The 10,447-nt window shown below is 35.2% G+C and carries 15 protein-coding genes; 14 read left to right on the top strand and 1 reads right to left on the bottom strand.

The features are described from left to right. The first annotated feature begins 157 nt into the window (after window positions 1-157). The 14 genes from AC1EU2_RS14780 (at window position 158) to AC1EU2_RS14715 (ending at window position 10,020) form a co-directional block, all read left to right on the top strand. Entirely contained in the window at window positions 158-583 is a 426-nt protein-coding gene (locus tag AC1EU2_RS14780) for a hypothetical protein (protein WP_480299052.1), read from the top strand. A gap of 106 nt (window positions 584-689) precedes the next feature. Further along, window positions 690-1,094 (top strand): hypothetical protein, encoded by a 405-nt coding sequence (locus AC1EU2_RS14775; protein WP_480299051.1) that lies wholly within the window; start codon window positions 690-692, stop codon window positions 1,092-1,094. A gap of 160 nt (window positions 1,095-1,254) precedes the next feature. Next, on the top strand, window positions 1,255-1,713 hold the full coding sequence (locus AC1EU2_RS14770) for a hypothetical protein (RefSeq protein WP_480299050.1): 459 nt from the start codon (window positions 1,255-1,257) through the stop codon (window positions 1,711-1,713). A gap of 109 nt (window positions 1,714-1,822) precedes the next feature. Continuing rightward, a complete protein-coding gene (locus AC1EU2_RS14765) occupies window positions 1,823-2,179 on the top strand; it encodes a DUF2750 domain-containing protein (protein ID WP_480299049.1) in 357 nt (118 codons plus the stop codon). Window positions 2,180-2,620: 441 nt separating this feature from the next. Beyond that, the gene (locus AC1EU2_RS14760; RefSeq protein WP_480299048.1) at window positions 2,621-2,944 is read left to right on the top strand and encodes a hypothetical protein; all 324 of its coding nucleotides are present in this window, start codon (window positions 2,621-2,623) and stop codon (window positions 2,942-2,944) included. Window positions 2,945-3,018: 74 nt separating this feature from the next. Continuing rightward, window positions 3,019-3,477 (top strand): hypothetical protein, encoded by a 459-nt coding sequence (locus AC1EU2_RS14755; protein WP_480299047.1) that lies wholly within the window; start codon window positions 3,019-3,021, stop codon window positions 3,475-3,477. 619 nt (window positions 3,478-4,096) lie between these two features. Next, window positions 4,097-4,702 carry a flavin reductase family protein gene (locus AC1EU2_RS14750; RefSeq protein WP_480299046.1) on the top strand — a complete coding sequence of 202 codons (606 nt, stop codon included), beginning with the start codon at window positions 4,097-4,099 and terminating at the stop codon, window positions 4,700-4,702. A gap of 115 nt (window positions 4,703-4,817) precedes the next feature. Further along, on the top strand, window positions 4,818-5,564 hold the full coding sequence (locus AC1EU2_RS14745; protein ID WP_480299045.1) for a S1 family peptidase: 747 nt from the start codon (window positions 4,818-4,820) through the stop codon (window positions 5,562-5,564). Between the two features lie 97 nt (window positions 5,565-5,661). Then, window positions 5,662-6,567, top strand: a complete 906-nt coding sequence (locus AC1EU2_RS14740) for a DUF4350 domain-containing protein (protein ID WP_480299044.1) — start codon at window positions 5,662-5,664, stop codon at window positions 6,565-6,567. A 150-nt stretch (window positions 6,568-6,717) separates the two neighbouring features. Continuing rightward, window positions 6,718-6,924: a hypothetical protein gene (locus AC1EU2_RS14735; RefSeq protein ID WP_480299043.1), complete on the top strand. Its 207-nt coding sequence runs from the start codon at window positions 6,718-6,720 to the stop codon at window positions 6,922-6,924. Window positions 6,925-7,023: 99 nt separating this feature from the next. Continuing rightward, window positions 7,024-7,302 carry a hypothetical protein gene (locus tag AC1EU2_RS14730; RefSeq protein ID WP_480299042.1) on the top strand — a complete coding sequence of 93 codons (279 nt, stop codon included), beginning with the start codon at window positions 7,024-7,026 and terminating at the stop codon, window positions 7,300-7,302. Window positions 7,303-8,067: 765 nt separating this feature from the next. Then, window positions 8,068-8,526, top strand: coding sequence for a TonB family protein (locus tag AC1EU2_RS14725; RefSeq protein ID WP_480299040.1), 459 nt, complete (start codon window positions 8,068-8,070; stop codon window positions 8,524-8,526). 327 nt (window positions 8,527-8,853) lie between these two features. Beyond that, window positions 8,854-9,585 (top strand): tetratricopeptide repeat protein, encoded by a 732-nt coding sequence (locus tag AC1EU2_RS14720; RefSeq protein ID WP_480299039.1) that lies wholly within the window; start codon window positions 8,854-8,856, stop codon window positions 9,583-9,585. Window positions 9,586-9,618: 33 nt separating this feature from the next. Further along, window positions 9,619-10,020, top strand: a complete 402-nt coding sequence (locus tag AC1EU2_RS14715; protein ID WP_480299038.1) for a PPC domain-containing DNA-binding protein — start codon at window positions 9,619-9,621, stop codon at window positions 10,018-10,020. Here AC1EU2_RS14715 and AC1EU2_RS14710 read toward each other — a convergent pair. Further along, a complete protein-coding gene (locus tag AC1EU2_RS14710; protein ID WP_480299036.1) occupies window positions 10,017-10,388 on the bottom strand; it encodes a hypothetical protein in 372 nt (123 codons plus the stop codon). The two genes, AC1EU2_RS14715 and AC1EU2_RS14710, sit on opposite strands and share 4 nt — an antisense overlap. Between the last annotated feature and the right edge of the window lie 59 nt (window positions 10,389-10,447).

The raw sequence follows: 10,447 nt of genomic DNA, 5'->3' as shown, positions 1-10,447 counted from the left end.
ACCTGTCGAGTACGAACAGGCATTAATTTAGAATGGAGCGTGTCCATTTTATCGGGGCAAGATCACAAATACTGGTTGGCTCCTACGCTGCGCTTCGGATTATAGCCAACCAGCATCTGCCTGTTAAGCGGGCGTTATACATTTCTCAAGGATGACTATGAATTTAAGGATATTATTATTCGCACTGTTGCTTATAAGCTGCTCTAAAGTAACTCCTGAGTTTGAACAATTAGCTGTTGAAATTTCAAATGAGAAATCTGCAAATCTCGATTCAGGAAACTGGCAAGTTGGTGGCAACTTGCAATCTGCAAATGCTATAGAATGGCAAAAGGCTTCTTTTCAAAATAAAAGAGCAACTTGCAGTACTTTTTTATCGGCCCTAATTCAGCAAAACAAACTATATGTAACAGATAAATCTGATAAAAACATTAAAACTATGTCAGAAAAACTTGTGCATATATTAAATGAGCGCTTTAAAATGTCTGGAAACGCAGTTGAGAATGAGACTTCATTTAAACACTTATTAGTAAGTCATGAAGCTCTAAAAGCAATAAAGTCATTAAACTGGCTCAAAAACGTATAACAAGTTCAACAGGACAAATACTGTTTAGCTTTTGTCACTTCGTTCCAAAATTATAGCTAAGCATTATTTGCCTGTTATTGTGGGCGTTATGTTTCAAGGCAGGGATATGAGATATTTTTTGAGTATTGTTCTTTTAATCAGCTCCTTTCATTTAACTGCTAATGAAATTTGCTCTGAGGAAGTCAAGAAAGAGATTGAATTTAACTTAATTAAAGAAAACGGAATAGTAAATACTTTTCATGTTATTTGGACAATCTCTCAATACCGAAAAGGTGCTTTTGAAGCTGGAGCGCTGGAATTGGTTGAGGAGATGGATAGGGGGATTTATTTCAAAGCTGACTTAATTCTTGAGTTGATTGAGATTCACCCATCACCTAATTATGATAAATTATTAAGTGCATTTGACCAATTATTCAAAGACACGTCCTACTATAAATTGACGTGGAGTGGCGAAGAAATGAGTGAAATCAACAAAAAGTTAGAAATAATTAAGTCAAAAGTAAAAACATAACAAGCCGTTCTAGCAGACAAATTCTGGTTGGCTTTTGTCCTTGCGCTCCAAAATTTTAGCTAACCACAATTTGTCTGTTAAGCGTGCGTTAGGTTTTTATTTGATTTACATACCTTTTTTATAGTAAAACTATCTATGCTCAATTAATAAAGGAATAATCATGGATGATTTAAATAAGACAATTAGCTCGAATCGGCAAGTTATTTCAAAGAAATCCTGGGTTGCGTACGTTAAGCCTTTGCTAATACTTTTCATAGTGTTCATTTTCTTAATTGGCTTTCACTTTTTGCTTGGGATTATCCCAATATTATTATCAATATTGGTTATTTTGAATATTCGAAGTGTAGAGCTATATATTGATGATAATGGTGTTTGGATCTACAGCGGAATATTTCCTTGGAATAAGGGCTCTTCGGGTGTCAAATGGAGAGACCTTGATGAAGCGGTTTATTATACTGGGTTCTTCAGTTGGCTGGTTAAATCATATACGGTAAAAATTAGTCACAGATTCACCAAAGATAGCGAAATTGTTTTAACAAATATGAAATCAGGTGAAAAAGCTGTACCTTTAATTAATGAATACCATAAAGTATCAATCAATAGAATTGTAGAGGCTTAGTATCAAGTTTAATGTACGACAGGGACAAATTCTGTTTGGCTTTTGTCACTGCGCTCCAAAATTATAGCAAAATATAATTTGCCTGTTAAGGCGGGCGTTAGGTAACTAAATGAGTAGTGTTGCAGCTCAAACAACGAAGTTTTATCAAGAGGTTTCTGAAAAGCAGGTTATATGGTTCGGAGAACTTCAAGGTGAAAATTTTTTAGAATTGGAACTAAAAAATGATTTAGTCTCTATACCATTCTGGTCTTCAAAATCTAGATTGGAAAGGCTCAAAAAGTTGAACCATGAGTTATTGAGTGGTGTTGAAGTGCGAGGTGCTACATGGGAACAGTTTAAAGAGTCATTTGTCCCATTAATAAAATCAAAAAATAGAAAAGTAAATATAAATCTATGTGGTAAAAATCTGGTTGGTTATGACTTTGATGTTGAATCAGTGGTCAAGCAAGTTGAAGCGCATTTATAGTAGTGGTGTAAAGCATCGAAAATATGTACATCCGGGAGCGTTCTGACAAGGCATTCAATCGAAAAATACTTGTTGGCTTTTTTCTCTACGCTACAAAGTTATTGCAAACAACCATTCTTCGTTTAATGCGACGTTATGTGCCGTCACTTGACGGTGACATATAAAGTTATTTTGTAGCTCCAATTTCAATGTTTTAGAAGCTACAATTTGTTGTTTATGCTTGTAATCTCAAAGTTTGATTGCGGTTATTGGCGGTAGCGTGTTTAACAGGTTATCGTAAAGCAAAATTTAGTTGTATTTGTATCGTGGCGGTCTCGTGTTTAGAGGCGTGGTAAAATTTTTTATTGGCGGTTGTAGCGAGAGTATTTTTCCGTAGTAAGAGTTAGGTGTAATAGGTTTACTTAATAATTTGATTAACAACAAAGATGAAAGGAACTCGAAATGAAAAAACTGATTTTATCGATTTTTTTAATAGGAATTTGTACAAATTTAAGTGCAACCGAGTTAGAAAGCGGAGTCACTAAATACACTGAAAGCTCTATAAAACAGTTAAAATTGAGTTCAATGAGTGATCTGCTTGTCAATTATTTCAATGAAAATAAGTTATCACCTCAAGCAATTAATAAAATTACATATTTGGCTGATGGCCAATTAACACAAAAGTCAACGGAAGAAAAAAATAGTTTACAATCGGCTGAGACTGTTGAGTTGCTACTCAAAAATAAAACACTAATTGTCAATGTCATAAGTCGTAAAAACACATAGCAAGGCAATTAACTGGACAAATACTGGTTGGTCTTTGCCGCTTAATGCGGTGTTAGCTTTCCTCGGAGGAAACTTTGAAATACCTATTATTTATTCTGATGTTATTTTCTGTAAATGTTGTTGCAGATGATGCACAAGAATTTAGCGACTTGGTAAAACCTGTATTCGATTCAATAGAAAAGGGTGAATTTGAAAGTATAGCCTCTACAGCTTTATCAAGAGGGACTGTTATTAAATATATTAGCCCTGCTTCACTCGAAAAAACAGATGGTGATTTTGCAAACTTACTAAAAGCATTTGGGAAGTACTATTCTAATAAGTTGATTCATGAGCAAGGAATTGAAGGCGATTATTGGGCAAGATGGTATCTTATGAAGTTTGAGAGGCAACCTGTTATCTTGTATTTTGAATTTTATAAACCTAACGATAAATGGGGTATCAATGCCTTGGAAGTCAAAACGGATATTGATGATAAAATTGAAGAAGCAGGTGACTACAAAATAAGTGTTATTGGCTTAAATGACAAAAGCTAATAAGGCAATCAACAGGAAAAATTCTGGTTGGCTTTGTCGCTGCGCTCTAAATTTTAGCCTACCACCACTCGCCTGTTAAGCGGGCGTTAAACACTAAGAAAAGTATGCAGAATAATTGTCTTAAGTCTCTAATTATCGGCTCTACACTCGGAGTAATCATTGGGGTTTCCGGGATAAGTAATTCAAATAACGGACTCTTTATCTCACTAATTGCTTGTATTTTATTTGGTTTAATAACCGTTATAGTGTTTCCCATTAAACCTAACCTTTATAGTTTGGTAATAACGTTTATTACAGGCTTCACGTTGTGCCTATTTTATGGCCTAGAAAGTAGCGTAATTTATACGGTTGTGGTTGCAAGCATTTATGCTCTATTTTCCGTTCAGTTTTTTATGGCTTTCAAAACTGTAACTGACAATGTACAGTTTCTGTTGGAAAAGTTTATAAATAAGAAGTAGTTCGCATACAAGCGCTTCAACAAAGACAAATACTGGTTAGCTCCTACACTGCACTTCAGATTATAGTCAACCAGCATTTGCCCGTTAATTGAGCGTTAACTGTAAAATAAAACATCAATGTTTAACTTAGAGAACAATAAATATAAAAAAGGATTAACTTTATGATTTTCTCCACCGCAGAATTAGAAGGGAGAGAAAACTATCAACTGTTAAGTGGTGGCGTGACCCCAAGAGCAATAGCTTGGATCAGTACTCGTTCAATAGATAATATCGATAATATCGCACCTTTCTCATTTTTTACGGTTGCTAGCTGCAACCCACCAGTGCTTTTGTATACCCAGATCACACAGAGAAGTGGCCTTGATAAAGACACTCTAAATAATCTGATAGAAACTAAAGAATGTGTCGTAAATATTGTTTGCAATGAGCTATTAGAGAAAATGAATATGACTAGTGCAAGTCTTCCACCAGAAGAGAGTGAGTTTGACTTTGCTAATTTAGAATCATGCACAAGTTCTGTCGTAAAATCTTTTTCGGTTAAAGATTCACCCGTCCGTTATGAATGCACGCTCAGGGAAGTCATTCCAGTGAGTGATTTACCCGCAGGAGGGCAGATCATTTTACTAAATGTTCAATCCGTATATGTCAGAGATGACTTACTTTCAGATGGTAAAATCGATCAGGGCAGATTAATGACAGTAGGTAAAATCGGTGGCGACTTTTACAGCTTGTCATCAGATAAAACTGAATTTTCTCGCCCTGAATAAACCCATGGAACATACAGCTTATAAGCAAATCAAGGTTATATCTACGGTATATCTGATTCAGACGTTTGAGGAATAAATTTTGAGATGGAGCTTGATTCTACTATTCGGATTTTCATTGGCAGCTAATGCAATTATCATGCGGCATGATGTTGAGGATGAGAATTATATAAATTTTGCTAAAGGCAACCATTCAGTTGTCACTTTTTATGGGAATTATAAAGGTAAAAAAATAGTTGATGGAACAGGAACGTTGATTTCAGAAAACTGGGTAGTTACCGCTGCTCATGTTGCTAATTACCTTGTCATCAATGGAAAAGTACGGTTTCAAGATTCCAGCTACAAAATAAAATCGATTGTTAAACATCCTAAGTGGCAAAACAAGCAATTTCCTTATGATATTGCACTCGTGCAGTTACAATCTTCGGTTCTTAAAGGAAAGCCTGCTGCATTATACGGCAATGATGATGAACTCAATAAAACGGTAATGTTTATTGGACGTGGAGACTATGGTTCGGGTAAATGCGGAATCTTGGGTGCTGATGACACTTTAAGAGCAGCTCAAAATGTTGTCACAGGCATTGACGGACAGTGGGTTCAATTCAAATTTGACTCTGGTAATAATGCGTTACCTTTAGAAGGCATTAGTGGTCCCGGTGACTCTGGAGGCCCAGCTTTACTAAAGGTTAACGATACTTTATACATTATCGGGGTAAGCTCATGGCAAAACGCAGAATCAACAGAGTGGCAAGAAGCTAAATACGGAGTAATTGAAAACTACTCTCGAATTTCTTATTTTAAAACTTGGATTGAAAAAACTATGACGCAATATTCCTCTAATAAGCCAATTAAGTCTGACGCATAAAGCTAGGGGCGTGCTGATTCTTCGTTTTGTTTAGCTCTACTTACCGCTTAATTAGGACGTTAGTACGCTAGGTGAGTTCTTACCTCTTGGAGTTAAAATGACAAGAATTTTATTTTTATTGGCTTTTTTAATGTTTGGGAATTTAGCTGCCAAACAACAAGTTGATGTTAACTTCACACCTAAAAATCAAGTTAAATTTATTTCCACCTCCCCAAAAGTGCTTGTAGATGAAGCTCATAATAATTTTCATACGTTGAATGGAAGATATAAACCTTTTGCTAAAGTACTTAAAAGTGCAGGGTTTACTGTTGATAGTAATATTCAAAAATTCACATCTAACTCCCTTGAGAATGTAGATGTTTTAGTGATCGCCAATGCTTTAAACGAGAAAAATGTCAATAATCATGATTTACCTAATTACACTGCTTTCACTCGAGCCGAAATAGAAGTAATTCATCACTGGGTTAAAAATGGGGGATCTTTGTTATTAATCGCAGATCACCTTCCATGGCCAAAAGCTTCTGAATCACTCGCAGCTACTTTTGGCTTTCAATTCAGTAATAGTTATGTTGAAGTTATTGGAACTCGTGAACAGTATTTTGAAATAGCAGACCGTAGTTTAGCTCATCACAGTATTACTCATGGAACTGATAAGGTTAAAGCAATAACTAAAGTTCGTGGTTTTATGGGGCAAGCTTTTTTGAGTCCTCCTACAGCTAAGCCTTTGCTTGTCTTTACTAAAGAAGCTGTTGCTTATATGCCTTCAAAGGCTTGGGATATAAATGGTAATACTCCAACCATATCAGTACACGAGTGGCATCAAGGAGCTACTCTAGAGTTCTTCAAAGGTAGAGTTGCCGTATTTGGTGAAGCAGGTATGTTTACAGCTCAGATTGATAGTGATGAAACGGGACAATGGAAAATGGGGATGAATGCTAAAGGTGCAGAACAAAATGAGCAGTTTCTTTTGAACACTCTATTATGGTTATCAGGCTCTTTATAGTCGTACGCTAACGAGTTACTTAAAAGAACAAAAAACAGTTGTTTTTTTCTCCATCGTCGCTTACTTTTTACCAACTATTAATTGCCTCTTAGTGAGGCGTATATGACTAAAGCAAACTTGCGATATCACTGTTAAATCTAAAGGAATAGAATGAATATTAGTATGTCACTAATGCCATACATTTTACTTATTACAGGTGTTATGCCGGCATTATTAGCTATGAGATTAGCAAAAAAACAAAACCGATCAGTTTTAACGTCAGGTGTTGTTACTTTTACATTAGGTTTTAGTTGGGTTGGAGGCTGGATATATTTGGCAATTATGAACCTTTTAGCACCAAAGTCAGTTGAAAAGTAGGCGAATATTGGTTGCTTTTTGTCACTTGGTTCCAAATTTTAGTCAAACATTTATATGACCACCTGTAAGGGGGCTACATCAAAGATGTATCAAGGATATATGAAACTGACTGAAGTTTCTCAACCAAACAAAAGCAATTTTGAAGCTTTGAAAAATGGTTTAAACGGATATAACGAAGAACATATCGGTTCTGTTCTACGAGAAAAAGTGTCTTCTTTTGTAAAGGATGATAACAACAAAACCGTTGGCGGAATTCTGGGTGAAATAAATTGGGCTAGTTGTACATCGAAGGTTTGTGGATTTCTGACTCTGTCCGTTCAAATTGTCCGTTTAAATGGACTTGGAACTGAATTACTTAAAAAAATGGTAGATATTTAACACAGAAAAAATTGATTGGCTCCTACGCTTCGATTCGGATTTCAGTCATGATTCAAATAAGGAATAGTTATGAATAATGATATCAAGGGATTTTGCATGTTTTTAGGACTAATAGGGATAGGATATGTTGCTTTATTGATACTCATCGCATTCGTAACTGGGGCAAAGGTTGTTAAGAGTATTATGTTCATTTCTATTTTTTCGTCATTTTTAATCAGTTTAGGTTTAGCTCCACAAATAAAGAACCGTTTATCTTGTTATCTTAAGTTATTAACCTACAAGCAATTCGCATAAAAGGGGCATTGGGCTAGGTGGGGTTCTTATGAAATCTGAGAAGTAACCTTTGATTTGGTATTTCAAAATTTATAATCCAAATGATCTACCTAATGTTCTTGAGGTACCAACATTTACAGAGTAATGGGATGGTAATGCAGAAGGGTATTCAATTATAAATTGACAACATAACCATAAGTACAATAAAACAATTAGCGTACGAATTTTGTTCTAGAACTTTCAAATTAAATCTATGCACCATTTTTCGATAATGGTGTTGTAGATTGAAATACTCAGCCATTTAAGGCATCTTATTTTTGTAATAGATAAATAAGCACCAACCGATACTGAGTGTCTTTTTGTTACTGGTTGGGGTTGAACTATGTAATTACCGTATCGATGAATGATCGCCGAATGATCAGATTTAAACTTAGTTTAAAGCTACGCAATGCTCGTTAATGATGGTGGCACTATTATTACAAGGAAGTGATTATGAAAAAATTTCTAGCTATTTCTTTTACAGTTTTTGTTATGTTCGGGTGTAAATCAACTGTTCAAGATATGGAGCAATCAACGGAAGCTCAATATCTTGACTTAAGTAAGAACCTAGACCGGAAGGCAGTTAAAGAATATTGGGAAGTAAAAAAAGAATTTATTTCTGGTTATCCAACATCTGCTGCAAAAAAAAGGATGTCCGGTTGTGTAGATATTCTGGCGGGAATTGATTCCAGAGGCGAGTTATCTGTTGCAAAAATTAAGAAGTCATTTCCTGAAGGTGTTTTTGATGAACATGCATTAGCTTCTCTTGCTAAATGGAAGTGGAAGCCTACAAAAAATAATTCATCAAGACAGCCTGTATTGCACTTAATCCAATTAGATTTCACTGTTAGACCCACGAAAAATAAGAGTGAATATACTGCAAATTGCACTCAAGCTAAGCATAGCGTTTAATCAGCGCTTCCTAGAAGCCAAGTATGGCTTGGCTTTTTTATATTTTCCTATAGCTTGTCATTCCAATTTTTATTTATCTAATTAATAAGAGAATGAAGGAATTAAGGGAAAGCTCTGGTGAGCATAAAATGAATTTCAAAGAACTAAATGTAAACCTCAAGTACATAGTAAGTAAATTCAACGAAATCAACGTTCAGTAAAACTGATAGCCAAATATCATCAAGTTAAGTCAATTTTGTTGTATCTTTAAGTGAAGTAGATTTTTAATAGAGCGCTAAAAGCCTATTTAAGGATTTCAGTAAAACTTATGCTTTGTATGGAGTGCCTATGCCTTTTTTTATTATCTCATTAATAATACAAGTTGCTTTAGTCGTTCATATTGTCAAAACAGGCCGAAATACAATGTGGATTTGGCTTGTAATCATGCTGCCTTTAGCGGGAGCAATTGCCTATTTTATTATTGAGGTGTTACCCAGTTTGACGGGCACAAGAACGGCAAGAAAAGCATCTCGAGGCATGGGGAGTTTATTCAATCCTAATAAGTCGTTTAATCTAGCAACAAAAGAATTGGCCGTCTCTGATACCGTTGAGCACAGAATGCATTTGGCAGAAGAATATTTAGAAAAGCTTGAATATCAAAAAGCAAAAGACTTATACGAAAAGTCACTAGTAGGCATTCATGAAGATGATCCTGATCTTATGTACGGTTTAGCCCGAAGTGAATACGGCTTGAAAAACTATAAACATACAAAACAAATCTTGGATGATTTAATCAAACGGAATCCGAAGTATAAAAATCAAGAGGCCCATTTACTTTATGCTCAATCCAATGAGCAATTAGGCAATGAAAGTGAAGCACTTGAAGAGTATAAAGTTTTGTCTGAATATTATTCCGGTGCTGAAGCTAAATACTGCTACGCGAAGCTTTTACAGAAGCAAGGTGATAAAGCACAAGCTAAAATCTTATTCAAAGAGATCATTGACTATTCAAAGCTGTCTTCTCGTCATTATCGAGATCTTAATAAAAAGTGGATTTCATTAGCAAAACAAGAAGTGTAGAATTTTGTTTCACCCTGTCAACGTGCCTTAAGAATGAAGACATTAGCTATTAGATTTAAACCAGGCGCTGATTTAAAGCAGTCGCTTAATACTTTCATCGAGGAATATGCTATTAAAGCTGCGAGTATGATCACATGTGTGGGTAGCCTACAAAATGCGGTTTTACGGTTAGCAAATTCAGATAAAATTTTACGAAAGGATGGTCCATTTGAGATTGTGAGTCTTGTTGGGACATTTAGTTTAAACGGTTGTCATCTACATTGCAGTTTATCTGATGCACAAGGGAATGTAATAGGTGGACATCTGTTAGATGGAAATAAAATATTTACCACTGCTGAAATTGTTATTTTAGAAATGAATCAATATCAGTTCACCAGAGAGCTTGATATTAAAACAGGCTTTGATGAACTGGTAATAAAATCGATTAAAGATTAATTCATGAAAAAGTTACTTGGATCTTTACCTGAGCTGAAGTCGACAGTCAAAATTAGTATGTAAGGCTTCTCTTCTTGAGAACCTTCAGGTTTGTAATTGTAGGTTACATGGATCTGATTGTTCGTTATGTTTTCATTTGGAAGCGTTGCATGTCTCTCACCAAGATCTATTGATCCAATCTTACCTGAAACATAAATTTGGTCACCTTTAAAGCTACATTGAAGTCCAGGTAGTACTGTAGGATACCCTTCAGCTTGGCCTGAACAAGTATATATCTTGCCATCAACATTTGTACCGTTGTAGGTTGCTGATAATGCGTTTGCTGAGAATAAAACAGCACCTGTAAGAATAACTAATTTTAGATTCATTCAAATTAATCCTGCTAATTGAAAACGGGCTAATGCTATCGGAACACAACATTAAATTA

Source organism: Parashewanella sp. 2304DJ23-3, from assembly GCF_056591695.1.
The sequence above is the reverse complement of the archived record's forward strand: the minus strand, read 5'-3'. Positions and strand labels throughout refer to the sequence as shown.

Coding starts and splice junctions, on each gene's coding strand:
- AC1EU2_RS14780 (WP_480299052.1), top strand. CDS start 158: ATGAATTTAAGGATATTATTATTCGCACTGTTGCTTATAAGCTGCTCT.
- AC1EU2_RS14775 (WP_480299051.1), top strand. CDS start 690: ATGAGATATTTTTTGAGTATTGTTCTTTTAATCAGCTCCTTTCATTTA.
- AC1EU2_RS14770 (WP_480299050.1), top strand. CDS start 1,255: ATGGATGATTTAAATAAGACAATTAGCTCGAATCGGCAAGTTATTTCA.
- AC1EU2_RS14765 (WP_480299049.1), top strand. CDS start 1,823: ATGAGTAGTGTTGCAGCTCAAACAACGAAGTTTTATCAAGAGGTTTCT.
- AC1EU2_RS14760 (WP_480299048.1), top strand. CDS start 2,621: ATGAAAAAACTGATTTTATCGATTTTTTTAATAGGAATTTGTACAAAT.
- AC1EU2_RS14750 (WP_480299046.1), top strand. CDS start 4,097: ATGATTTTCTCCACCGCAGAATTAGAAGGGAGAGAAAACTATCAACTG.
- AC1EU2_RS14740 (WP_480299044.1), top strand. CDS start 5,662: ATGACAAGAATTTTATTTTTATTGGCTTTTTTAATGTTTGGGAATTTA.
- AC1EU2_RS14735 (WP_480299043.1), top strand. CDS start 6,718: ATGAATATTAGTATGTCACTAATGCCATACATTTTACTTATTACAGGT.
- AC1EU2_RS14730 (WP_480299042.1), top strand. CDS start 7,024: ATGAAACTGACTGAAGTTTCTCAACCAAACAAAAGCAATTTTGAAGCT.
- AC1EU2_RS14725 (WP_480299040.1), top strand. CDS start 8,068: ATGAAAAAATTTCTAGCTATTTCTTTTACAGTTTTTGTTATGTTCGGG.
- AC1EU2_RS14720 (WP_480299039.1), top strand. CDS start 8,854: ATGCCTTTTTTTATTATCTCATTAATAATACAAGTTGCTTTAGTCGTT.
- AC1EU2_RS14715 (WP_480299038.1), top strand. CDS start 9,619: ATGAAGACATTAGCTATTAGATTTAAACCAGGCGCTGATTTAAAGCAG.
- AC1EU2_RS14710 (WP_480299036.1), bottom strand. CDS start 10,388: ATGAATCTAAAATTAGTTATTCTTACAGGTGCTGTTTTATTCTCAGCA.